The sequence below is a fragment of the Streptomyces sp. NPDC046197 genome (genome assembly GCF_040646295.1).
Lineage (GTDB): Bacteria > Actinomycetota > Actinomycetes > Streptomycetales > Streptomycetaceae > Streptomyces.
Genome location: NZ_JBEYZY010000007.1, coordinates 94,690 through 117,661, shown reverse-complemented (window position 1 = coordinate 117,661; position 22,972 = coordinate 94,690). Strand labels below are relative to the sequence as shown.

The 22,972-nt window shown below is 70.4% G+C and carries 17 protein-coding genes and 3 pseudogenes; 10 read left to right on the top strand and 10 right to left on the bottom strand.

Annotated elements, in window-relative coordinates:
• Nucleotides 1-90: 90 nt before the first annotated feature.
• On the top strand, nt 91-1,836 hold the full coding sequence (locus tag AB0A61_RS12480) for a phospholipid carrier-dependent glycosyltransferase (RefSeq protein WP_361290304.1): 1,746 nt from the start codon (nt 91-93) through the stop codon (nt 1,834-1,836).
• 66 nt (nt 1,837-1,902) lie between these two features.
• On the opposite strand, the gene AB0A61_RS12475 is transcribed toward AB0A61_RS12480, so the two are convergent.
• Together AB0A61_RS12475 and AB0A61_RS12470 are read right to left on the bottom strand one after the other, a co-directional pair.
• Nucleotides 1,903-2,661: a hypothetical protein gene (locus tag AB0A61_RS12475; protein ID WP_361290301.1), complete on the bottom strand. Its 759-nt coding sequence runs from the start codon at nt 2,659-2,661 to the stop codon at nt 1,903-1,905.
• Nucleotides 2,658-3,266, bottom strand: a complete 609-nt coding sequence (locus AB0A61_RS12470) for a hypothetical protein (RefSeq protein ID WP_361290298.1) — start codon at nt 3,264-3,266, stop codon at nt 2,658-2,660. The genes AB0A61_RS12475 and AB0A61_RS12470 overlap by 4 nt, the downstream gene beginning before the upstream one ends.
• A 679-nt stretch (nt 3,267-3,945) precedes the next feature.
• On the opposite strand from AB0A61_RS12470, the gene AB0A61_RS12465 reads away from it, so the two are divergent.
• The 3 genes from AB0A61_RS12465 to AB0A61_RS12455 all read left to right on the top strand — a co-directional run bounded on the left by AB0A61_RS12465 (nt 3,946) and on the right by AB0A61_RS12455 (nt 9,555).
• Nucleotides 3,946-5,703 (top strand): trypsin-like serine protease, encoded by a 1,758-nt coding sequence (locus tag AB0A61_RS12465; protein WP_361290295.1) that lies wholly within the window; start codon nt 3,946-3,948, stop codon nt 5,701-5,703.
• 258 nt (nt 5,704-5,961) lie between these two features.
• Nucleotides 5,962-7,575: a penicillin-binding transpeptidase domain-containing protein gene (locus tag AB0A61_RS12460; protein WP_361290294.1), complete on the top strand. Its 1,614-nt coding sequence runs from the start codon at nt 5,962-5,964 to the stop codon at nt 7,573-7,575.
• A 306-nt stretch (nt 7,576-7,881) separates the two neighbouring features.
• On the top strand, nt 7,882-9,555 hold the full coding sequence (locus AB0A61_RS12455; protein WP_361290291.1) for a penicillin-binding transpeptidase domain-containing protein: 1,674 nt from the start codon (nt 7,882-7,884) through the stop codon (nt 9,553-9,555).
• Between the two features lie 24 nt (nt 9,556-9,579).
• Here AB0A61_RS12455 and AB0A61_RS12450 read toward each other — a convergent pair whose 3' ends face one another.
• Entirely contained in the window at nt 9,580-9,939 is a 360-nt protein-coding gene (locus tag AB0A61_RS12450; RefSeq protein WP_361290288.1) for an SsgA family sporulation/cell division regulator, read from the bottom strand.
• A gap of 165 nt (nt 9,940-10,104) precedes the next feature.
• On the opposite strand from AB0A61_RS12450, the gene AB0A61_RS12445 reads away from it, so the two are divergent.
• The 4 genes from AB0A61_RS12445 to AB0A61_RS12430 all read left to right on the top strand — a co-directional run bounded on the left by AB0A61_RS12445 (nt 10,105) and on the right by AB0A61_RS12430 (nt 14,006).
• A complete protein-coding gene (locus AB0A61_RS12445) occupies nt 10,105-11,148 on the top strand; it encodes an energy-coupling factor ABC transporter permease (protein ID WP_361290285.1) in 1,044 nt (347 codons plus the stop codon).
• Nucleotide 11,149: 1 nt separating this feature from the next.
• Nucleotides 11,150-11,911, top strand: coding sequence for a cobalt ECF transporter T component CbiQ (cbiQ, locus tag AB0A61_RS12440; protein ID WP_361290282.1), 762 nt, complete (start codon nt 11,150-11,152; stop codon nt 11,909-11,911).
• Complete coding sequence (locus AB0A61_RS12435) at nt 11,899-12,684, top strand: ABC transporter ATP-binding protein (protein ID WP_361290279.1); 786 nt, start codon at nt 11,899-11,901, stop codon at nt 12,682-12,684. The genes cbiQ and AB0A61_RS12435 overlap by 13 nt, the downstream gene beginning before the upstream one ends.
• A gap of 152 nt (nt 12,685-12,836) precedes the next feature.
• Nucleotides 12,837-14,006, top strand: coding sequence for a serine hydrolase domain-containing protein (locus tag AB0A61_RS12430; RefSeq protein WP_361290812.1), 1,170 nt, complete (start codon nt 12,837-12,839; stop codon nt 14,004-14,006).
• 122 nt (nt 14,007-14,128) lie between these two features.
• Here the strand turns inward: AB0A61_RS12430 and AB0A61_RS12425 are convergent, their stop codons facing one another.
• Together AB0A61_RS12425 and AB0A61_RS12420 are read right to left on the bottom strand one after the other, a co-directional pair.
• Nucleotides 14,129-14,404 carry a DUF1876 domain-containing protein gene (locus AB0A61_RS12425; protein ID WP_361290276.1) on the bottom strand — a complete coding sequence of 92 codons (276 nt, stop codon included), beginning with the start codon at nt 14,402-14,404 and terminating at the stop codon, nt 14,129-14,131.
• Between the two features lie 95 nt (nt 14,405-14,499).
• A pseudogene (locus AB0A61_RS12420) lies at nt 14,500-14,622 on the bottom strand (EamA family transporter); the annotation flags it as partial.
• Nucleotides 14,623-14,647: 25 nt separating this feature from the next.
• Here AB0A61_RS12420 and AB0A61_RS12415 point away from each other — a divergent pair.
• Entirely contained in the window at nt 14,648-15,211 is a 564-nt protein-coding gene (locus AB0A61_RS12415) for a recombinase family protein (RefSeq protein WP_361290273.1), read from the top strand.
• Between the two features lie 292 nt (nt 15,212-15,503).
• Here the strand turns inward: AB0A61_RS12415 and AB0A61_RS12410 are convergent.
• The 4 genes and pseudogenes from AB0A61_RS12410 to AB0A61_RS12395 form a co-directional block, all read right to left on the bottom strand.
• Nucleotides 15,504-15,713: pseudogene (locus tag AB0A61_RS12410) on the bottom strand (hypothetical protein); the annotation flags it as partial.
• 85 nt (nt 15,714-15,798) lie between these two features.
• Nucleotides 15,799-15,972: pseudogene (locus tag AB0A61_RS12405) on the bottom strand (YbaK/EbsC family protein); the annotation flags it as partial.
• A gap of 126 nt (nt 15,973-16,098) precedes the next feature.
• A complete protein-coding gene (locus AB0A61_RS12400; RefSeq protein ID WP_361290271.1) occupies nt 16,099-18,327 on the bottom strand; it encodes an MMPL family transporter in 2,229 nt (742 codons plus the stop codon).
• 102 nt (nt 18,328-18,429) lie between these two features.
• Nucleotides 18,430-19,029, bottom strand: coding sequence for a TetR/AcrR family transcriptional regulator (locus tag AB0A61_RS12395; RefSeq protein ID WP_361290269.1), 600 nt, complete (start codon nt 19,027-19,029; stop codon nt 18,430-18,432).
• Between the two features lie 164 nt (nt 19,030-19,193).
• Between AB0A61_RS12395 and AB0A61_RS12390 the strand changes: the two genes are divergently transcribed.
• The gene (locus AB0A61_RS12390) at nt 19,194-22,574 is read left to right on the top strand and encodes a S41 family peptidase (protein WP_361290267.1); all 3,381 of its coding nucleotides are present in this window, start codon (nt 19,194-19,196) and stop codon (nt 22,572-22,574) included.
• Between the two features lie 129 nt (nt 22,575-22,703).
• Here the strand turns inward: AB0A61_RS12390 and AB0A61_RS12385 are convergent, their stop codons facing one another.
• On the bottom strand, nt 22,704-22,910 hold the full coding sequence (locus tag AB0A61_RS12385; RefSeq protein ID WP_361290264.1) for a hypothetical protein: 207 nt from the start codon (nt 22,908-22,910) through the stop codon (nt 22,704-22,706).
• Nucleotides 22,911-22,972 lie beyond the last annotated feature (62 nt).

Genomic DNA, 22,972 nt, shown 5'->3' with positions numbered 1-22,972 from the left:
CACGGCGCAGGGCGGACGCACGGCAGACGCATAACGTCCGGTACCGCCCATGCGCGGGACTCACACAGCACGGTTCCTTACGATGGCGCGGTGACCAGTACCGCGTCCTCCACGGACACCCGGCAGGGCCCGGCCCCGCACGACCAGCGGCCGTCGTGGCAGCAGCGGCTGCGCCGATTCGGCTACACGGCGGCGCCGGCAGGCGATGTCGGTGTCATCGACCGGCTGGTGCCGCCGTACGCGGAGCCCAGTCCACGCCTGTGGGACGTCTTCGGCGTCCCACGGACCGTCGCCGACCGCGTCGGCCGCTGGTCGGGCTGGATCGGTCCGCTGCTGGTGACGCTGATGGCCGGCGTGATGCGGTTCTGGAACCTGGGCAGCCCGAAGGCGGTGATATTCGACGAGACGTACTACGCCAAGGACGCCTGGGCGATCGTCCACCACGGCTTCGAGGTCAACTGGGACAAGAACGCCAACGACCTGATCCTGAAGACGGGCGGCCATCTCAGCATCCCGTCCGACGCGGCGTACGTCGTGCATCCGCCGGTCGGCAAGTACGTGATCGGCCTCGGCGAGCTGATGTTCGGCTTCAACCCGTTCGGCTGGCGCTTCATGACGGCGTTGCTCGGCACGCTGTCGGTCCTGATGCTGTGCCGCATCGGCCGCCGCCTGTTCCGTTCCACGTTCCTCGGCTGCCTGGCGGGCGCGCTGATGGCGGTGGACGGCCTGCACTTCGTGATGAGCCGTACCTCGCTGCTCGACGGCGTGCTGATGTTCTTCGTGCTGGCCGCGTTCGGGTGTCTGCTGATCGACCGCGACCGGGCCCGGGAGAAACTCGCCGCCGCGCTGCCGGCCGACACGGACGGCCGTGTCCGCCCCGACGCGGGCACGGCGGAGAACACCCGCCTCGGGTGGCGGCCCTGGCGCTGGGCGGCGGGCGTGCTGCTGGGCCTGGCGATCGGCACCAAGTGGAACGGCCTCTACATCCTGGCCGCCTTCTGTGTGATGGCCGTGCTGTGGGACGTGGGCGCCCGCAGGGTCGCCGGTGCCCGGCACCCGTACGCGGCCGTGCTGAAGCGGGACACGGGCATCACGTTCCTGGCCACCGTCCCGGTCGCGATCGCCGTGTACCTGATGTCCTGGATCGGCTGGATCGCGTCCCCCACGGACGGCACCGGCGGCTACTTCCGCAACTGGGCCGCCACCGACGGCAAGGGCGGCAGCTTCACCTGGCTGCCCGACTGGCTGCGCAGCCTGTGGCACTACGAGCACGAGGTCTACGAGTTCCACGTCGGCCTGTCCTCGCCGCACACCTACCAGTCCAATCCGTGGAGCTGGCTCGTCGACGGCCGCCCGGTGTCGTACTTCTACGAGTCCCCCGCACCCGGTACGGCGGGCTGCCCCTCGAACGCCGGCGGGAAGTGCGCCCGCGAGGTCCTCGCGCTCGGCACGCCGGTGCTGTGGTGGGCGGCCTGTGCGGCGCTCCTGTACGTCCTGTGGCGCTGGTTCTTCCGCCGCGACTGGCGCGCGGGCGCGATCGCCTGCGGTGTGGCGGCGGGCTACCTGCCCTGGTTCCTGTACCAGGAACGCACGATCTTCTACTTCTACGCCGTCGTCTTCGTGCCCTTCCTGTGCCTGGCGGTGGCCATGCTGGTCGGCGCGATCACCGGCCCACCCGGCTCCGGCGACACCCGCCGCGTGGCGGGGGCCACCGGGGCGGGCGTCCTGGTCCTGCTCATCGCCTGGAACTTCATCTACTTCTGGCCGCTGTACACGGGCACGGCCATCCCGATCGACTCCTGGCGGTCGCGGATGTGGCTGGACACCTGGGTCTAGCCGACGCGGCTACCGGCCGCGCCCTCGTGGTCGTGGAGCGTCCTTGTCCGGGAACAGCGGTATGGCTCAGCTCGGGCGGAGATAGGCGATCTGACTGGCGAGGGGGAGGAACTTTCCGCGATTCACATCGATCGCGTAGCGTCCTTCTCGTGCCAGATCTGCTTGGTGCACCGCCGAGCCATTTGTGGTGCTGTACAAAGAGAAAAGTATCGCATCGCCCCGAAGTGGAGAATTTCCCACGGAATCCACATGCACGATAAAAATGCCAGATGACGAACTACGTGCAGGATTGCTCCACACGGGGTAATTGGCCCTCAGCTGGGAGGAGGATTCCGGCGTGGCGAAGAGCCAGAGCGAATTCTCCGGGGGAACTCCCTCGAAATACACCCGCACATCGCAGGAGTACAGGTCACCGAGCCCATGAGCGTCTGTTTTGCAGTTGGGATTGATGCTCGCGCCCGGCGGATCGTAATCGGAAGCGGAGCGGGATTTCGTTCCTGCCAGGGGTGAACGTGTGACAAGCAGTGCGGCACAGGTGACCAGCGCGGCGCACAGCGAGACGAACAGAGTGACGCGTGCGTGCGACTTCACCTCCACGTGCAGCTTTCCGGCCGTTGCCACCCTGCTCCTGAGCGGTGCAGCAACCGCCAACCCGCCCTTTGAGTGGTGCATTCCGCCGGGAAGCAGCCCGCCGCCGACGCCGGCTTCCCCAACCGCCTTTTGCCCGGGAAAGGACTTGCGTCGCCGCAAGCGGATCGCGGTGGGGATGGTGGCCAGTAACGGGCCAAGGACAGAAGCCAGAGCAATTACCGTTTCGACGCTCACCTAGTCCACCTTTTCTTCAGTCCTGCCTCGGATCGCAAGAACAGCCCGAGAAGAACCAGGGCCACCGATATCAGAAGACACAAAACCGAGACGGTTGCAATATGTCTGGTGAAGATGGACGTCGAATTCACGCCTTGAGGGGCCGCCAGCGTCGAGGGTTTCGTTGTGGGTACTTCCGGGTGCGTTATCGTGAAATTCTGGGCCGTGAGGGCGGCGAAACCCATACACACTGCGACGAGGACGACCATGGCGGTGAGCAAGTATGTGTAGACTACTCGCTTGCCGTTGTTCAGAGCAGAGACCGTCCCTGGAATCTCTGGTGCGACGAACGCCGCAGCAATGATGAACAGGTCACCGCGTTCGCAGATCTCGGACCACTTGTCGGCGGATGGCAGGTTGAGTATGGTCAGCCATACGGGGGCTGCACCAAAACAGAAAGTGAAGCCGATCCAGCGGCCAATATCCTCACCCAGGCTGCTCTTTCCGGGTTCGGCATCCAGGCGTCCATCTTCGAACCGCTCAGCTTCCGATTTTTCGGATTCGGGGGCTGCAGAGAATCCGGAATTCTTCTTTCCCTCCAACACCCCTGCCCCCTGACCGTTCATGACTCGCACGGGGGCTCACCATCCCAGCTTGCGCCGGATGGTCAGCATCGTCCCCCTAGTGGTTATTCGTACCCTCTCGGTGGGCTGATTCAGCATGGGTTGACCTGAGTGGGAGGGGCGCATGGCAGCAACAGCGGCGCGTATTTTCTGAAGTTCACGCCTCGGCAGTCCCGCACGCCCTGGGTCGTGCCCGGTGCCCGAACCCAACGGACGCACCGGACGCACCGGACGCACCGGACGCACCGGACGCACTCAAGTGGGGTTGAACATGAACCGCACGCATGATCTCGCCACAGCCATGGCCGGCGGGAAGACGACTCTCACCTGCTCCTTGGTCCGTCGCTGACGGGCGGCTCACACCGAAACCACGAGCCCCGTACCGGCGGGGCGGACGACCACGAGGGCGCGGCAGATGCCGCGCCCTCGTGGTCGTTGTCATCGGTCGGCGGTTGCCCCCGGCCGCCCCGGCCGGGCCGAGCTTTACACGATCATGGTGCGACGGATAGGTGAACGTGCTTCGAGCATGGGTACGATCAGCCGCTTGAATTATCAACCTTCCATCGCACGGGAGACCTGAGTGTCATCTGCCCACAGAGGTGGGAACCACCGCCGCCGCGCCCGGATCGTGGTGCCCGCGGCTGCGAGCGCGTTGGTCGTCGGGGGGATCGGTGCCTTTCTCATGGCGCCGGCCCAGGCGACGGAGGCCCCGAAGACCACGCTGAGCGCTCACCACGTGCCGACCCAGGCCCAGTTGCGGGCCAGGATGCGCGGTGCCGAGAAGGGCAAGCGCCTCACCACGGTCGCCGCGGGGCCGGCCGCCTCGGCCGCCAAGCGGACGGCGCCGAACTCGCCGGCGGCCGCGCCGTCGGCCACCGCCACCACTTCGCCGACTCCGTCGGCCACCTCCTCCACCGCCCCCTCCAGGACCGTCGTACCGCAGATCATCGGCGGCCAGACGGCGAACTTCTCCGCGGCGCCCTGGATGGTGCAGCTGTGGTACTCCGACCCCGCCACCGGGGACGGGTTCTTCTGCGGCGGCACGCTCGTGGCGCCGGCGAAGGTCCTCACCGCGGCCCACTGCGTGGCCGGCCAGGACTGGGCCGACAACGGCGTCGTCGTCTCCGGCAGCGCCCAGCTGCCGAGCTTCGACAGCAGCGGCAACGTCACCAGCATGAACGGCGGCACGGCCAACGGCGTGCTGCACCAGTGGAGCCACCCGTCCTTCGACTCGACGACGATCGACAACGACGTCGCCGTGCTGACCCTGGACAGGCCCGTGGCGGGCAAGACGCTGCCGATCACCTCCGCGACCGACACCGCGTCGTACACGGCGGGCACGACGGCCACCATCTACGGCTGGGGCCGGACCAGTTCCACCAGCAACGACATCTCGCAGATGCTCCAGACGGCGACGGTGCCGGTCAACGCCGACTCGACCTGCACGGGCTTCTACAGCGGCGACTTCATCTCCGGCCACATGACCTGTGCCGGCAACCCGGCATCCGGCTCCGACAGCGGAACGGTGGCGACCTGCAACGGCGACTCCGGCGGTCCGCTGGTGGTCGGCGGCAGGGTCGTCGGCGTGGTCTCCTGGGGCGTTCAGGACTGCGTCGCGCAGGGGTCGTACAGCGTCTTCAGCAAGGTCAGCACCTACGCCACCACCATCGCCCCGCGGCTGGACGACACCGACCTGAACGGTGACGGCAGGGCGGACATGTTCGCCGGCACCTCGGGCGGTTCGGCCTACGAGTACGACTCGACGGGGACCGGCTTCGCCGGCCGGCAGTCGCTGGGCACCGGCTGGTCCGGGCTCAACCTGGTCCGCCAGGCCGACCTGAACCGCAGCGGCATCCAGGGCTTCCTGCTGCGCACCACGGGCGGCTCCCTGATCTGGCGGCACATCGACACGGCCACCGACAGCATCGTGGACACCACCATCGGCGGCGGCTGGAACACGATGAAGGTCGTGACGCTGCCCGGCGACGTCAACGGTGACGGCTACTGCGACCTGGTCGCGGTGGACACCAGCGGCAACCAGTGGCTGTACCCCGGCAACGGCAAGGGCTGGTTCGGCACCCGGACCAAGATCGGCTACGGCTGGAACATCTACGGCGGCAACGTCTACGGCCACGGTGACTTCACCCACGACGGCCACTCGGACCTGCTGGCCCAGGACAGCTCCGGCAACCTGTGGCTGTACAAGGGCACCGGCAGTGCGACGACGCCGTTCGCGTCCCGGGTCAAGATCGGCTACGGCTACCACTACACGGCGTACGACACCATCGGCGACGTCACCGGTGACGGCAACGCCGACCTGGTCACCCGCGACAGCTCCGGCAACCTGTGGCTGTACAAGGGCACCGGCTCGGCCACCGCGCCGCTGAGCGCCCGCGTCAAGGTCGGTTACGGCTACAACATCTACAGCCTCTTCGGCTGATCCGGCCGGGCCTGCCGAACAGGTCCGTACTCCGGCGACGGGCCGGTCCGCACAAACCCCGACCGGGGCGAGCGCGGGCCGGCCCGTCGCGGCTCCACCCTCCCGTTGTTCACATAGGCGGCCGAACGCCTGGCCTGGGCCAACCCGCTGATCTCTGTTCGGACAACATCCGAAAACACACCTCACAGTTGTCCCCCTGGTCACTTACAGTGCGTGAGGACTCAACCGGGGATACGGGGAAACGGGGAGGGAAGCGGTATGCGCAAGGGGGTGAAGGCCTCCGTCGTCGGCGGTGTGTTCGCCGTCCTGGTGGGCGGGGCCGGGTACGGGGCGTTCAACGTGGTGGCGGCACTGCACGACCCCGACGGGGCGGCGGCCGTGAAGACCGGTCCGCCGAGCGCGGACGAGGTGAAGGAGACCTCGGCGAAGTTCTTCGCGGCCTGGGAGCAGGGCCGGGCGACCACGGCGGCGTCGTACACCAACTTCCCCGGGGAGGCCGGGGCGCTGCTGACGGCCTACGGGCGCGACGCCCACATCACCGGTGTGAAGGTCACGCCCGGGGCGGCCTCCGGCGCCACCGTGCCCTTCTCCGTGCGGGCGACGGTGTCCTACGGCGGCCGGTCCGAGCCGCTGGCCTACCGCAGCACGCTCACCGTCGTGCGCGGCGCCAGCACACACCGTCCGCTGGTCGACTGGCAGCCGTCCGTCGTCCACCCGCAGCTGAAGAAGGGCGACACGCTCGTCACCGGCGAGTCGGCCGCCGCGCCGATCGAGGCCGTGGACCGCGACGGGACCGTCCTGACCAAGGACAAGTACCCCTCCCTCGGGCCGATCCTGGACGAGCTGCGCGCCAAGTACGGTGACGAGGCGGGCGGTTCGCCCTCGATCGAGCTCAGCATCCGGCACGCGGGCACGAACGCCGCCGAGACCCCGCTGATCACCCTGGCCAAGGGCAGGGCGGGCAGGCTGCGTACGACCCTCAGCGCGAAGGCCCAGGCGGCGGCCGAGCGGGCGGTGCAGCAGTACACCGAGTCGTCCGTCGTCGCCGTGAAGGCGTCCACCGGTGAGGTGCTGGCGGTCGCCAACCACCGCAACGACGGCTTCAACGCGGCCTTCCTCGGCCGGCTCGCGCCCGGCTCGACCATGAAGATCATCAGCGCCGCCACCCTCATCGACAACGGGATCACCACGGCCAACGGATCCGCGCCCTGCACTCCGGACGCGATGTGGGAGGGCCAGACCTTCCACAACCTCAAGGGCATGACGCCGAACCGGCAGGCGACGCTCTCCGAAAGCTTCGCGCGCTCCTGCAACACGGCCTTCATCAAGTTCACGGACAACGTGAAGGTGGAGTCCCTGACCGAGGAGGCCGAGAAACGCTTCGGCCTCGGCCAGGACAACTGGAAGGTCGGCATCCCGTCCTTCGACGGCTCGGTCCCCGCCTCCGGCGGGCCCGACAAGGCGGCCAACCTGATCGGCCAGGGCCAGGTGCAGATGTGCCCGCTGAACATGGCGTCGGTCACGGCGACCGCGATGACCGGCGTCTTCCGGCAGCCGGTCATCGTCGCGCAGACGCTCGACGACCGCCAACTGGCCCGGGCCAAGGGCCTGTCGGCGACCACGACCGCCCAGCTGCGGCAGATGATGAGCCGCACCGCCACCACCGGCACCGGTGCCGCCGTCATGTCCGGGCTGACCGGCAGCATCGGCGCGAAGACCGGTTCCGCCGAGGTCGACGGGCAGGCCAAGTCCAACAGCTGGTTCACCGGTTACCGCAATGACGTGGCCGCCGCCGCCATGACCCAGGAAGGCGGCCACGGCGGCGACGCGGCGGGCCCGATCGTGGCCGCGGTGCTGCGCGCGGGCGGCTGACACCGGCGGCGTGGGGGGTGAAACCGGCCACAGGCGATGACACCGGCCACGGGCGGCTGACACCCGCCAAAAGGGCCGTCGCCACCGGTCAGGACGCACTTTTCGGTCCACGCGACGGACGTCCGCGGGCGAAACGAATCGCCGGAGTGTTTGTCGCAGCTTGGCTACGGTCGGGTGGCTGATGTCACCCCCGCACATCGGGACCCTAGGGTGGTTGCCGTCGTTTTGGATCGTGAGGGCAACGAGGGCAACGGGAGCAACGAGGGCGGCGGGGGCCCCTGGGGATTCGCGGAGGAACGGAAGGCCGTGGGCAAGAGAAGGCGCGTCGCCGAGCGACGGAAGACGAGACCCGCCGTGATCGGCGGGGTGATCGCCGTGGTCGTCGGCGGCGCCGGACTCGGCGCCTACGCGTTCTACGGCGGCTCCGCGGGCGATGACCACGCGCACACGGTGTCCTCGGCCGGCGACCACAAGGCGGTGAAGACCGGCCCGCTGTCGGCGACCGAGGTGCGGACCACCGCGGAGCGGTTCCTGACGGCCTGGGGGCAGGGGAGGACGAGCGCGGCGGCGGCCGCGACGAACGGCTCCACGGCCGCCACCGCCCTGCTCACGGGCTACTCCAAGGACGCCCACGTCAAGAACGTCACGCTCACCCCCGGCACGCCCACCGGTGCCAGGGTCCCCTTCTCCGTGCGCGCGACCGTGTCGTACCGGAACCTGAGCAGGCCGCTGGCGTACGACAGCGCGCTGACCGTCGTGCGCCGTGCCGCGGACGGCGAGCCGGTCGTCCAGTGGCACGCCTCGGTCGTCCACCCCGAACTCGAGGACGGCGACACCCTCGTCACGGGCGAGTCCGGCACACCGCCGGTGAAGGCACTGGACCGGGACGGCGGCGAGCTGACCACCGCCCGGTACCCGTCGATGGGCGCCGTGCTGGACGGGCTGCGCGAGAAGTACGGCAGGACGGCGGGCGGCAGGGCCGGCATCGAGCTGCGGGTGGTGCGCGGCAAGGCGTCGCAGAAGGCGGAGCTCTCCGACAAGACGCTCGTGGAGCTGAGCAAGGGCACGCCGGGCACGGTGCGCACCACGCTGAGTCCGGCCCTCCAGGCCGCGGCCGAACGCCAGGTGGCCAAGCAGAAGCAGGCCTCGGTGGTGGTGATGCGCCCCTCGACCGGCGAGATCCTCGCCGTGGCCAACACCAACCACGGCTTCAACACGGCGTTCCAGGGCTCCCTCGCCCCCGGCTCCACGATGAAGGTCATCACCTCGTCGTTGCTCCTCGACAAGGGGCTGGCGGCGGCCGACAAGCCGCATCCGTGCCCGAAGACCTTCACCTACGGCGGCTGGAAGTTCCACAACGACGACGACTTCGAGATCAAGAACGGCACGTTCAAGGCGAGCTTCGCCCGCTCCTGCAACACGGCCTTCATCAGCCAGGCGAAGAAGCTGACGAACACCGACCTGACCCAGCAGGCCCAGCAGGTGTTCGGCCTGTCGAGGGACAACTGGTCGATCGGCGTCCCGTCCTTCGACGGGGCGGTGCCCGTGCAGAGCGCGGCCCAGATGGCCGCCTCGCTCATCGGCCAGGGCGGGGTGCGCATGAACCCGCTGAACATGGCCTCGGTCTCCGCGACGGTCAAGTCCGGCGTCTTCCACCAGCCGTACCTGGTGTCCCCGTCGGTCGACCACCGCAAGCTGGCCACGGCCTCCCGCACGATGTCCGCGTCCACGCTGTCCCAGCTGCGCGAGGTGATGCAGTACACCGCGGCCTACGGCACCGCCGCCCAGGCCATGGCCGGTCTCGGCCCGGACTACGGCGCGAAGACGGGCTCCGCCGAGGTCGACGGCCAGCAGAAGCCGAACGGCTGGTTCACCGCGTACCGCGGTGACCTCGCGGCTGCGGGCGTCGTCCAGGCGGGCGGTCACGGTGGCGACACGGCGGGCCCGATCGTGGCGTCGCTGCTCAAGCTGGGGGGCTGAGGCTCAGCGCTGCCCACCGGGTCCTCAGAGCTGCCCCACCGGCTCCTTGGCCGCGGCCAGATAGGTCAGCTGCAGGAACCTGATCAGCCTCTTGGTCTCGAACTGGACGACCGAGACGCCCTGTGGGGAGTGGAACTCGACCACGGCCTGCACCCGGCCGCACGGCCACACCCGCACCTCGCCGGTGCCGGTCGGGGCGCGCAGGCCCTGTTCCAGCAGCGAGCGCGGAAAGGTCCACTCGTAGGGCCCGGGGAGGCGGACCCGCACCGAGCCGGGGTCCTCCTCGGCGTCGTAGCGGAGGATGACGGGCACGGCAGCGTTGTCATCCCATATGTCGTGGTCAGTGAGTATGTGGACTCGTGCGTACTGTTCGACTACCGACATCGGACGACCCCTCACGCTGGGCGACCTATGCGAAAGCTTGGAATCCGCTTTCCCTCCAGAGTCGCACATCTTTCCGGCTACGCCCGTCGACGGCGGATGTCGCACACCAGTGCACGAGCACCTCGCTCTTGCAAGTCGTTCGCAACAAGCCCCTAATATTGAACGGTGCACGTACCTGACGGATTCATCGACGCACCCACCTCCGCCGCCACCGGCCTCGTCGCGGCCGGCGCACTCGCCGTCAGCCTGCGCGGTGCGCGCCGGGAGCTCGACGAGCGGACGGCCCCGCTGGCCGGGCTCGTGGCGGCCTTCATCTTCGCGGTGCAGATGCTGAACTTCCCCGTCGCGGCCGGGACCAGCGGGCATCTCCTCGGCGGGGCACTCGCCGCGATACTCGTCGGACCCTTCACCGGGGTCCTGTGCGTCTCGGTCGTGCTGCTCATGCAGGGCATCCTCTTCGCCGACGGGGGCCTGACCGCGCTCGGTGTCAACATCACCGACATGGCGATCGTCACGACGGTCGTGGCCTACGCCGTCTTCCGCGGCCTGGTGAAGGTGCTGCCGCGCCGGCGGCGCTCGGTCACGGTCGCCTCGTTCACCGCCGCCCTGGTCTCCGTCCCGGCCGCCGCCGTCGTCTTCACCCTCGTCTACGCGGTCGGCGGCACCACGGACGTGCCGATCGGCAAGGTCGCCACCGCCATGATCGGCGTCCACGTCCTCATCGGCATCGGCGAGGCGGCGATCACCGCGCTCACCGTCGGCGCCGTCATCGCCGTACGACCGGACCTGGTGTACGGCGCGCGCGGCCTGCGACAGCGGCTGAAGCTGCGGGTGGACGGCGAACTCGTCGACGCTCCGGACGCCCCGGCGCCGGTCGCCGCGCGCACCTCCCGCCGCACACTGTGGCTCACCGGCCTGGCCACCTCCCTCGTCCTGGCCGGCTTCGTCAGCTTCTACGCCTCCGCGAGCCCGGACGGCCTGGCCAAGGTCGCGCACGACCAGGGCATCGACAAGAAGGAGGAGCGGCACGCGTCCGCCGACTCCCCACTCGCCGGCTACGGCGTCAAGGACGTCTCCGACGCCCGGCTGTCGGGCGGTCTCGCGGGGGTGATCGGGGTCGGCGCCACCGTCGTCGCGGGCAGCACGGTGTTCTGGGTGGTCCGCAGGCGCCGTAGCGCATCCGAGCCGTCGCCGTCCCGGGTCGCCTGACATGGGAGCGGGTCACGCGCACCGGCTCTACCGGCACGGGCACTCCCCCGTGCACGCCCTGCCGCCGCACACCAAGCTCGCCGCGGCCTTCGCCTTCGTGGTGGTCGTGGTGTCGACACCGCGCGAGGCGATGTGGGCGTTCGGGCTGTACGCCGTGCTGCTCGCCGGTGTCGCGTACGCGGCCCGGGTGCCCGCCGCCTTCCTGCTCCGGCGGCTGCTGATCGAGGTGCCGTTCGTCGCCTTCGCCGTGCTCATGCCCTTCGTGGCCGAGGGCGAGCGCGTCCACGTTCTCGGGCTGTCCCTGAGCGTGAACGGGCTGTGGGGCGCCTGGAACGTGCTCGCCAAGGGCACTCTCGGCGTCGCCGCCTCCGTCCTGCTCGCCGCCACCACCGAGCTGCGCGAGCTCCTCCTCGGCCTGCAGCGGCTGCGGCTGCCGCCGCTGCTCGTGCAGATCGCGTCCTTCATGATCCGCTACGGCGACGTCATCACCGACGAGATGCGGCGGATGCGGATCGCGCGGGAGTCGCGCGGTTTCGAGGCCAGGGGGATCCGGCACTGGGGGGTCCTGGCCAAGTCGGCGGGCGCCCTGTTCATCCGCTCCTACGAGCGCGGCGAGCGCGTCCACCTGGCCATGGTGAGCCGTGGCTACGCCGGTTCGATGCCGGTCATCGACGAGGTGACCGCGTCGCGGGCGCAGTGGTCGTACGCCCTCACCCTCCCCTGCGCCGCCCTCGTCGTCTGTCTGCTGGGATGGGTCCTGTGACTACTGCTTCCCTCGAGGTCTCCGGCCTCGCCTTCGCCTACCCCGACGGCCACCAGGCGCTGTTCGGCGTGGACTTCGAGATCGGGCGCGGGGAGCGGGTCGCCCTGCTCGGCCCGAACGGCGCGGGCAAGACGACGCTCGTGCTGCACCTCAACGGCATCCTGAGCGGTGGGGCGGGCACGGTGACGGTGGCCGGGCTGCCGGTCGGCAGGAGGCACATGGCCGAGATCCGGCAGAAGGTCGGCATCGTCTTCCAGGACCCGGACGACCAGTTGTTCATGCCGACCGTGCGGGAGGACGTGGCGTTCGGGCCGGCGGCGGCCGGGCTGAAGGGCACCGCGCTCCAGGAGCGGGTGGACCGGGCGCTCGCCCGGGTCGGCATGGCGGAGTTCAGGGACCGCCCGCCGCATCACCTCTCCTTCGGCCAGCGCCGCCGGGTTGCCGTGGCGACGGTCCTCGCGATGGAGCCGGAGATCCTGGTCCTGGACGAGCCGTCGTCCAACCTGGACCCGGCGTCCCGTCGCGAACTGGCGGACATCCTGCGCTCGTTGGACGTGACGGTCCTCATGGTCACGCACGATCTGCCGTACGCGCTGGAGCTGTGCCCGCGCTCGCTGATCCTGAGCGACGGCGTGATCGCGGCGGACGGCCCGACCGGCGCACTGCTCTCCGACGACGCGCTGATGCGCGCCCACCGTCTGGAGCTGCCCTTCGGCTTCGACCCGCGGTCCGTGACGCGTACTCCGACGCCAGGCGCGGCAACGTCGATGTAACGATCGTGCGTGACTGGTCCAGCACAGGAATCGCAGGCAGGTCGGCCGTGTTGCACCCGCTGTCGTAGGTGAGCTGGGACCAGACAGACCAGACCCAGATGGACCAGGCAGAGCAGACAGAGCAGACAGAGCAGACGGAGAGGAACGCGGACGTGGACGTGCACGGCGCAGTCGCCGAGGGCTTCGAGCCGGTCGGGGAAGCGTTCGCGAAGAACTTCCAGGTGCTCGGCGACCGGGGCGCGGCGGTGGCCGTGTACCGGGACGGACACAAGGTCGTCGACCTGTGGGGCGGTACGAAGGACGTCGACGGCGCGGCCTCCTCGGCCCCGTGGGAGCAGGGAACCGCCCAGATCGTGCGCTCGGCGACCAAGGGCGTCGCCGCCGCCGCCGTCCTGCTGCTGCACCAGCGCGGCGAGCTGGACCTCGACGCGCCGGTGGGCGCGTACTGGCCGGAGTACAAGGCGGCGGGCAAGGAGCAGACGCGCGTCCGCGACCTGCTCGCGCACCGCGCGGGCGTGCCGGTGCTGGACCGGCCACTGACGCCGGAGCAGGCCGCCGATCCGCTGCTGGGCGCCGGGGCCGTGGCCGCCCAGGCCCCGGTGTGGGAGCCGGGCACGGACCACGGCTACCACGCCCAGACGTACAGCTGGCTCACGGGTGAGCTGGTCCGGCGGGTCACGGGCCGCTCGATCGGCGAGTGGATCGCGGACGAGATCGCCGGGCCGGTCGGCGCGGACCTGTGGGTCGGGCTGCCCAAGCGCGCGAGCGGCCGGGTGGGCCGGGTCGGGCAGGCCGAGGCCCCGGCGTCCGCGGGCGGGCTGAAGACGCGCCCCAAGCGGTCCGTCGCCCAGGCGTACACCGACCCGGAGTCGCTGACCCGGCGGGCGTTCGCCGCGATCAGCCCGCTGCCCGACGAGAACGACCCCGCCTACCGCGCCGCGGTCCTGCCCGCCTCCAACGGCATCGCGACGGCCGACGGCCTGGCCCGCTTCTACGCCTCGCTCATCGGTGAGGTCGAGGGCGGCAGGCGGCTGTTCACGCCGGCGACCATGGAGCTGGCCCGCGCCGAGCACTCCGCCGGGCCGGACCGGGTCCTGGTGGTGCACACGCGGTTCGGCCTCGGCTACATGCTGCACGGCAGTGCGTCCCCCCTCCTCGGCGCGGGCTCCTTCGGCCACCCGGGCCGCGGCGGCGCCCTCGGGTTCGCCGACCCGGAGTCGGGCATCGCCTTCGGCTACGTCACCAACGGTTTCCGCACGAGCGTGACGGCCGACCCGAGGGCGCAGGCACTGCTCCGGGCGCTGCGGGCGTCCCTGGGCTAGGGGGTGTCGTTCGGGTCACCCCGGGTCCGCGGGGATTTGACGACACCCCCCGGGCCCCTTCGCCGAACTCCCGTCGTACGCCCGGAGGGCGGGCCGTGCCCGCGCCGTCGGCGGAACAGGGCTCAGACGTGGATGGGGTGCGAGGCGCGCCCCGACGCCTGGTCGATCTCCTCGTGTGCCTTGGTCAACAGCGACATGGCGATGTCGTTGAGGGCACGCGCCGCCGCGATCTCCTCGCCCACCCGCGGCTGATTGGAGTCGGTGCGGTGCCGGCTGGCCCGTCCGCGCCCCCGCACCTCGCTCCCGTCGGGCAGCCGGACCAGTGCCGCCGCCCGCGTGTGCTGATCGTCCTCCTCGAACTCCATCTCGACGTGCCATCCCACAGTGTTGTGCATCATGACGATCACCTCCGGAACACCTGCTTCCAGGGTGCGCCTCGGAAGCCGGGCGCGCACCCATTGGGGGCACGGTCCGGCGGCCACCTGTGGGCCCGTCAACCCGAGTGCATCATCAGCCCGATGCCGACCACCAGGAGCCCCGCCGCCGCGATGCGCGGCGCCCCGAACCGCTCCTTGAAGGACACCGCGCCGATCGCCGCGCCGGCGATGATCGATGTCACATCCTGCTCATACAGTGTTACCGTGCGTCGATCCAAGTTAGCCAACGCCACTGTCACACCGGGCGAGCCCGAAGCGATCTACTGCCGCATCTCCCATGCCAAGGACGAGGATCAGACCGGAGTCGACCGGCAGGAACGCATCTGCCGGGACATCGCCGAACGGCTTCAGCTCCGTGTCGAGTCGACCCACATCTACGTGGACAACAACCGTTCGGCGTGGCAGCGCAACCGGAAGAGGCCGGGGTGGGAGGCGATGCTGAAGGCGATGGGGAACGGGGAGATCCTTCCGGACGGGAACGCAGTGGGTCCACCTGCCGGAGAAGTACGGCAACTGGCGAGGCGTCTACAACCGACTGCGGATGTGGGCCGTCGAGGCGTCGTCTGCGACCGGGACGGGCTGCTTGCGCGCTCGGGAAAGACCTGCCCGCTCTGCGGGGAGCCGCTGCGCGAGGTCCCCGACATCATCGACGAACTGACCGAGACCGTCATCGACGACGGCGGCGAGGTCCGGCACATCGAGCCGGAGACGGAACTTCGCGCGCACCAGGCCGGGGCACTGCTGCGCTTCGAACTTCCCCCGCAGTAGGCCGGCGCGGGAATAGTCCGCCGGATCCTTTGACCACCTCGCATAATCGGAGTAATCATTGTAAATAGGACCGGTCAACCACGACAGGGCTCCCTCGCGGAGTACCTGTCGGGCACCGGCCAGGTCCCCGGCGACTTCTGAGATACGAGTAGTTGGTTGATCGGAAATTTCCGGGGACCGCCTGTGTGCACGATGCCCTCACGCCCGGATCGACGACCCGGGCCCACCCCGCAGACCCTTAGGAAGCCTCCCGTACCGGGCCGAGGAGTCGCGCGAGTCGCGCAGCACTCTTTCACGCCTCACCGCCCTTCGCGTGCGCCGCCGGGCCGCCGTGCACGGGCGTGACCGCGTCGGCCCGGAAGCTGACGCCGTGCCGGTCGCCCATCGACCACATGAACGCCGTCAGCCCGGTGGCCTTGACGATCTGCCCTTCCTCCATGCCCTTCGGCTGACTGCTCACGGCGATCTCGATGACGGAGATCCGTCGCCCGTCCTGCCGCACAGGCACCGGCCTGACCATCGCGGCGTACACGGTCGTCGACGGGCTCGGGGTACGCGCCTCGGGCGGCGAGGGTCCGGGGCGCCATGCCGGTGGCTGCGGCGGCCTCGGCCGCGGTGTGCGTCGGATCCGGGAAGCGCCGGATGCGGGCGCGCAGCGGGTCGAGTCCCGCCTCTTGCAGGGCCTCGGCGAAACGGGGGTGTGCGGCGAGGTCGCCTCCGGGTTCCCCGGGCTCCTCGGCGTCGCGGGCGGCTGTCGTCATGCAGGGCACGCTAGTGCCCCGGGCACGCGACGGGTTGTCGCCGGTCAGGCCGGCAAAGAGGGCCGGTGAGGGTGCGCCGTCCCCACGGCACCCTCACCGGCCGGTCCTCATGTCACGGGCGTGACGTCACACCCGCACCAGCTCCCGGTCCCCGTCCGGATCCGCGTTCCCGGGCTGGTGGGTGCGCAGGCCCTCGCCCTCCACGTCCACGTTGGGCAGGGCGCGGTCCAGCCACCTCGGCAGCCACCAGGCCCTGCGGCCCAGCAGGGCCAGGACGGCCGGGACGAGCGCCATGCGGACGATGAAGGCGTCGAAGAAGACCGCGATCGCCAGGCCGAAGCCGATCATCTTGATCATGGCCTCGCTGGAGCCGATGAAGCCGGAGAAGACGGCGATCATGATGACGGCCGCGGCCGTGACCACCCGGGCGCCGTGCCGGAAGCCGGTCACGATGGCCTGGCTCGGCTTCTCGCCGTGGACGTAGGCCTCACGCATGCGGGTCACCAGGAACACCTCGTAGTCCATGGCGAGGCCGAAGACGACACCCACCATGAAGATCGGCATCATCGACATGACCGGGCCGGTCTCCGCCACGCCCATCAGGCCGGACAGCCAGCCCCACTGGAAGACCGCGACCACCGCGCCCAGCGCGGCCATCACCGACAGCAGGAAGCCGAGCGCCGCCTTCAGCGGGACGAGGATCGAGCGGAACACCACGATCAGCAGCAGGAAGGCCAGTCCGACCACCAGTGCCAGGTACGGGAACAGGGCGTCGTTCAGCTTCTGGGAGACGTCGATGTTCATCGCCGTGGTGCCGGTGACGAGCACCTTCGCGTCGGTGTCCGCCGTGATGCCGTCGCCCGCGTCGCGGATCGCGTGCACCAGGTCCTCGGTCGTCGCCGAGGACGGCTTGGAGTCGGGGACCACCGTGATGACCGCGGTGTCGCCGGCCTTGTTGTAGGTCGCCGGGGTCACCGTGACCACGTCCTCGAGGCCCTTGACGTCGTCGGTGACCTTGGTGACGGCGCCCTTCGGGTTCCCGCTCGCCTTCGCGTCGACGACCAGCATCAGCGGGCCGTTGAAGCCCGGCCCGAAGCCCTGCGACAGCAGGTCGTAGGCCCGGCGCTGGGTCGTGGACACCGGCTGGGAGCCGTCGTCCGGCAGGCCCAGTTGCAGCGACGACGCCGGGACGGCCGCGGCGCCCAGGCCGATCACGCCGAGCAGCAGCACCGCGATCGGACGGCGCACGACGAAGCTCGACCAGCGCGTGCCCATGTTGGGCTTCGCCGTGCCCGACGCGGTCTCGCGGGCCGCCCGGCGGCCGCCCAGGAACCGGCTCTTCTCGCCCGCCGGCTTGACCTTCCGGCCCGCGTAACCCAGCAGCGCCGGGATCATGGTCAGCGCGATGAGGACCGCGATGACGACCGTGCCGGCCGCCGCGACGCCCATCTTCGTCAGCATCGGGATGTTGACGACGGACAGACCGACCAGGGCGATCACGACCGTCAGGCCCGCGAAGACCACGGCCGAGCCCGCCGTGCCGACGGCGCGACCGGCCGCCTCCTCGCGTTCGCGGCCCTCGGCCAGTTCCGCGCGGTAGCGGGAGACGATGAACAGCGCGTAGTCGATGCCGACCGCAAGACCGATCATCATCGCGAGAGTGGATGTCGTCGAGCCCAGGTCCAGGGCGTTCGACAGTGCCGTGATGGTCGACACGCCGATGCCCACGCCGACCAGCGCGGTCAGCAGCGGGAGCCCGGCCGCGACCAGGGAGCCGAAGGTGATGACGAGGACGACCGCGGCGACGGCGATGCCGATGACCTCGGTGGCCCCGGTCTCGGGCACCGCGGTGAGCGCGTCACCGCCGACCTCGACGGTCAGCCCGGCGTCCCGCGCGTGCTGCGCGGCCTGCTTCAGGGCGTCCTTGGAGGCGTCCTTCAGCTCCATGCCGGAGACCTTGTACTTCACCTGCGAGTAGGCGATCGTGCCGTCCTTGCTCACGGCGTGCGCGGTGAACGGGTCGGCGGCGGAGGTGACTTCGGAGCCGCTCCTGAGCTCCGTGACGGTCCTCCTCACCGTCGCCTTGTAGGCAGCTTCGGTGATCTTCTCGCCGGCGGGCGCCTTGAAGACGACCCGCGCGGTCGCCCCGCCGGCGTTCATGCCGGGGAAGCGCTGGTCCAGCAGGTCGAAGGCCTTCTGCGCCTCGGTGCCGGGGACGGAGAAGGAGGAGGAGCCCGCGGCGGGCGCCGAGGCGGCGCCCACACCGGCGAGCGTGAGCAGCGCCACCCAGATCAGGGCGACGAAGTGCCGTCGCCGGAAGGCGAGTCGGCCGGCTTTGTACAGGAACGTGGCCACGTGGGCGTACTCCCGGTCAGGTCGTTGGGTTGTTCGGGGCAGGGGTGATCAGCCCGACGACGTGAGCGGGGACGTCAGGTGGTGGGCTTGTCGGGGGACGTGTCAGTGGGTCGGTGCGCCGAGGGCGGGGAGGACCACGGCGTCGATGTACGAGGTGAGGAAGGCCCGGGTCGGCGGCTGGTCCTCGATCAGCGCGCGGGTGGCGAACCCGCCGACCATCATGTGCACGACGAAGTCGAGCGCGGGGCAGTCCGGACGGACCTCGCCCCGGTCGACGGCGCGTTGCAGCACGCGGCCGAACTCAGCCATCTCCGGTTCGATGAGCTGCTCCCGGAACACCTGCCTGAGGTCCGGGTTGGTGTGCATCGCCATGGCCAGGCCCCGCATGAGGGCGGAGTTCTGCTCCATGACGCAGTCGTCCTCGCGGGACACCAGGGCGTGCAGGTCGCCCCGGAGCGACCCGGTGTCTATCTCGCCGACCGCACCGGGCTTGGTGTGCCGCATGGCCCGCACGACCAGTTCGGGCTTGCCGCCCCACTGGCGGTAGAGCGTGGCCTTGCTGGACCGGGTGCGGGCGGCCACGGCGTCCATCGTCAGGGCGTCGTAGCCGACTTCGCGGAGCAGGTCGAGTACGGCGCCGTACAGCTCCGCCTCACGTTCGGGCGTGATACGGCTGCGGCGCGCGGTCGCGACGTCGGTCATCTGTGCCGCCTCCCTCCGAACTCCACTGCGAACGACACGGTCTCGTACATGACGAATGTAGCGCAGCCCTAAGCGAAACGAAACTGTTTCGTACGTGTGCTGGGTCACGCCTGTCGGTTTTCCATAAGTTGCTCCGGTCCATCCCCCGGCGAAGCATGGGGCAGGTGAGCTATCTGCGCCTGCCGCACCTCAGCGGCGACCTGCTGTGCTTCGTGGCGGAGGACGACCTCTGGCTGGCGCCGCTCGACGGAGCGGGCCGCGCCTGGCGGCTCACCGTGGACCGCACCAAGGCCGGCCACCCCCGCTTCTCACCCGACGGCAGCCACATCGCGTACACGAGCTGGCGCAGCCTGGAACCGGAGATCCACCTGATCCCCGTGGACGGCGGACCGGGCCGGCAACTGACCTACTGGGGCAGTTCGGACACGCGGGTGTGCGGCTGGAACCCGCCCGACGAGCACGGCCGCGCCGACATCCTCGCCGTCGCCTCCCACGGCGAGCCCTTCTCGTACTTCACGTGGGCCTACAAGGTGTCCACCGACGGCGACCCCGGCCGCAAGCTGCCCTGGGGGCCGGTCTCCGACATCCAGGTCGCCGACCTCGACGGCGAGCACAAGACCCTGCTGCTGACCGGCACACCGCCCCACGAGCCGGCCTCCTGGAAGCGCTACCGGGGCGGCGCCATGGGCCGGCTGTGGCTGCACGGGAAGCGGCTGCTCGCCGACATCGGCGGCCATCTGCACTCCCCCATGTTCGTCGCCGGACGCATCGCGTTCCTCTCCGACCACGAGGGCATCGGCAACCTCTACTCGTGCGCCTGCGACGGGTCCGACCTGCGCCGCCACACCGACCACGACGCCTTCTACGCACGGCACGCCGCCAGCGACGGCACGCGGGTGGTGTACCAGTGCGCGGGCGACCTGTGGATCGTCGACGACCTGGCACCCGACTCGGTCCCGCGCCGGCTGGACGTGCGGCTGAGCGGTGCCCGGGCGGGCCGCCGTCCCTACCAGGTGCCGGCCGCCCAGCACATCGACGGCATCTCGGTCGACGAGACGGGCCGGGCGAGCGCCGTCGTCGTCCGCGGCTCGCTGCACTGGCTGACCCACCGGGACGGCCCGGCGCGCACCCTGGTCGACACCCCGGGCGTGCGGATCCGCCTGCCCGAGATGCTCGGTGCCAGCGGGCAGGTCGCCTACGTCACGGACGCCGAGGGCGAGGACGCGGTGGAGATCTCCTACCTGCCCCGCGCCACCGGCGACCGCCCGCCCCGGCGGCTCGCCTCCGGCGAACTGGGCCGCGTGCTGGAGATGGTCTCCGACCCCGAGGGCGAACGGCTGGCGCTGGCGGCGCACGACGGACGGCTGCTGCTGCTCGACGTGACGGAGGAGGCGGGGGCGGCGTCCGCCGGGGCCGCGGAAGCCGCGGAAGTCGCCGAAGCCGCCGAAGTCGCCGAAGCGGCGGGCGATGGCGCCGACAACTCCGGTGACTCCGACGGTGCCGGTGACTCGGACGACTCCGGTGAGCGGGTCGTCGAGCTCGTCCGGTCTGTCAACGGGCCCGTGCGGGACCTCACCTTCTCCCCGGACGGGGCGTGGCTGACCTGGTCGCACCCCGGGATCGGCCGCAGCCTCAGGCAGATCAAGATGGCCCGCATAAAGGACCGTCTGGTCGTCGACGTCACCAACGGCCGCTTCGAGGACGAGAACCCGGTGTTCACCCGGGACGGCCGGTATCTGGCCTTCCTGTCCTGGCGGGGCTTCGACCCGGTGTACGACGTACACACCGGCGACCTGTCGTTCCCGCTCGGCTGCAAGCCCTACCTGGTCCCGCTCTCCTCCGCGACCCCCTCCCCGTTCGCCCTGAACCCGGAGGGCCGTCCGGCCGCCGGCGGGCTCGACCCGATCGAGGACGAGGACACCGGCGAGGGCGGCGCGGTGACCGTGGAGGTGGAGGGCCTGGAGAACCGGGTGACGCCGTTCCCGGTCACCGCCTCGAAGTACTCGGCGCTGCACCCGGTCGCGGGCGGCGGTCTGGTCTGGCTGCGCTGGCCGATCTCGGGCGCGCTGGGCGAGACGTTCGTCAACCCGGACGACACCACCGGCCGGCCGACCCTGGAGTACTTCAACATCACCAAGGCGAAGAAGTCCGAACTCGTCGGCCACCTCGACTGGTTCGCGGTGAGCGGCGACGGCACCCGGCTGGTCGTCGTGGACGAGGGCGACCTGCGCGGGGTGCCGTCCACCGAACTCGGGGACAGCGACACCACGACCTGGATCGACACGCGCCGGATCCTGCACGTGGTCGACCCGGCCGCCGAATGGCGCCAGGCGTACGAGGAGGCGGGCCGGCTGACCCGCGCCTACTTCTGGGAGCCCGGCATGTGCGGCATCGACTGGGACGGGGTGCTCGCGCAGTACCGGCCGCTGGTCGATCGGGTCGCCTCGCCCGACGAGTTCGGCGACCTGCTGCGCGAGGTCCTCGGCGAACTGGGCACCTCCCACGCGTATGTCGCCGCCTCCCGCCGCAACGAGGGGCCGGCCCACTACCAGCGCTGGCAGGGCCTGCTGGGCGCGAACCTGGTCCACCGCGACAACGGGTGGGTGGTCAAGCGCATCCTGCCCGGTGACTCCTCCGACTCCAAGGCCCGCTCGCCGCTGGCCGGCACCGGCATCCGTCAGGGAGCCGTCCTGACCCATGTGGACGGCCGCCCGGTGGATCCGGTGGCCGGCCCGTATCCGCTGCTGGCGGGCTCGGGCGGTACGACGGTGGAGCTGACCTTCGCGCCGCCGGACGGCGACGGACCGCCACGCCGGGTCGCCGTCGTGCCGTTGATCGACGAGCGGCCGCTGCGCTACCAGGACTGGGTCGCCAAACGCCGGGCGGTCGTGCACGAGGCGAGCGACGACCGGTGCGGCTATCTCCACATCCCGGACATGGGCGGCTCGGGCTGGGCCCAGTTCAACCGGGATCTGCGCATGGAGGTGTCCCGGCCCTCGCTGCTGGTCGACGTGCGCGGCAACGCGGGCGGCCACATCAGCGAGCTGGTCGTGGAGAAGCTGACGCGGAAGATCCTGGGCTGGGACCTGACCCGCAACGCGCAGCCGGTGTCGTACACCTCCAACGCGCCCCGGGGACCCGTCGTCGCCCTCGCCGACGAGGCGACCTCCTCCGACGGCGACATGATCACGGCGGCGTTCAAACTGCTGGGGCTGGGGCCGGTGGTGGGCCAGCGCACCTGGGGCGGAGTCGTCGGCATGACCGGCCGCCACCGCCTGGGCGACGGCACGGTCATCACGGTGCCGATGAACGCGGCCTGGTTCGACGCCTACGGCTGGTCCGTCGAGAACCACGGCGTCGACCCCGACCTGGAGATCCCCCGCACCCCCCTGGACTGGGCCGAGGGCCGCCACGCCCAACTCCTCGACGCCGTCCACCTGGCGCTGGAGCGCCTGAAGACCAACCCCCCGGCGACCCCGCCGGACTACCGCGACGTCCCGGACCGCTCCCGCCCCAAGCTGCCGCCCCGCCCGGGACAGCCGTAGCGGCGCGAACACCCGGACAGCCGCGGCAACGCGTGGCCGCGGCTGTCCGTCCGAACGTGCAACGCAAACGTGGGGCGCCCCGGAAGACAGGGCACCCCACGCTTTCAAGGCCCAGGCCGAGCGCGGCGGCTAGGCGTCGTAGTCCTGGTTGAAGCGGTCCTCCATCTCGTCCCGCGTGTCGTCGATGTCCTGACGGGCACGGTCACGCTGCTGGGACGAACGCTCACGCTGCTGCGACGAACGCTGGCCGGCCTTCTCCCGGGACTCGCCGGTCTTGTCGTTGGCCTGCTGCTGCCGCTGCCCGGCCTGGTCCTGGAACTTGTCCTTCATGCCCATGTGGTTTCACTCCCGTTGTGGGTGAGGGGAATCGGGCTCGACCAGATTCACACGGGCGGTGA

Coding starts and splice junctions, on each gene's coding strand:
- AB0A61_RS12470 (WP_361290298.1), bottom strand. CDS start 3,266: ATGAACGGTCAGGGGGCAGGGGTGTTGGAGGGAAAGAAGAATTCCGGA.
- AB0A61_RS12465 (WP_361290295.1), top strand. CDS start 3,946: ATGGCGCCGGCCCAGGCGACGGAGGCCCCGAAGACCACGCTGAGCGCT.
- AB0A61_RS12460 (WP_361290294.1), top strand. CDS start 5,962: ATGCGCAAGGGGGTGAAGGCCTCCGTCGTCGGCGGTGTGTTCGCCGTC.
- AB0A61_RS12450 (WP_361290288.1), bottom strand. CDS start 9,939: ATGTCGGTAGTCGAACAGTACGCACGAGTCCACATACTCACTGACCAC.
- cbiQ (WP_361290282.1), top strand. CDS start 11,150: ATGGGAGCGGGTCACGCGCACCGGCTCTACCGGCACGGGCACTCCCCC.
- AB0A61_RS12435 (WP_361290279.1), top strand. CDS start 11,899: ATGGGTCCTGTGACTACTGCTTCCCTCGAGGTCTCCGGCCTCGCCTTC.
- AB0A61_RS12425 (WP_361290276.1), bottom strand. CDS start 14,404: ATGATGCACAACACTGTGGGATGGCACGTCGAGATGGAGTTCGAGGAG.
- AB0A61_RS12395 (WP_361290269.1), bottom strand. CDS start 19,029: ATGACCGACGTCGCGACCGCGCGCCGCAGCCGTATCACGCCCGAACGT.
- AB0A61_RS12385 (WP_361290264.1), bottom strand. CDS start 22,910: ATGGGCATGAAGGACAAGTTCCAGGACCAGGCCGGGCAGCGGCAGCAG.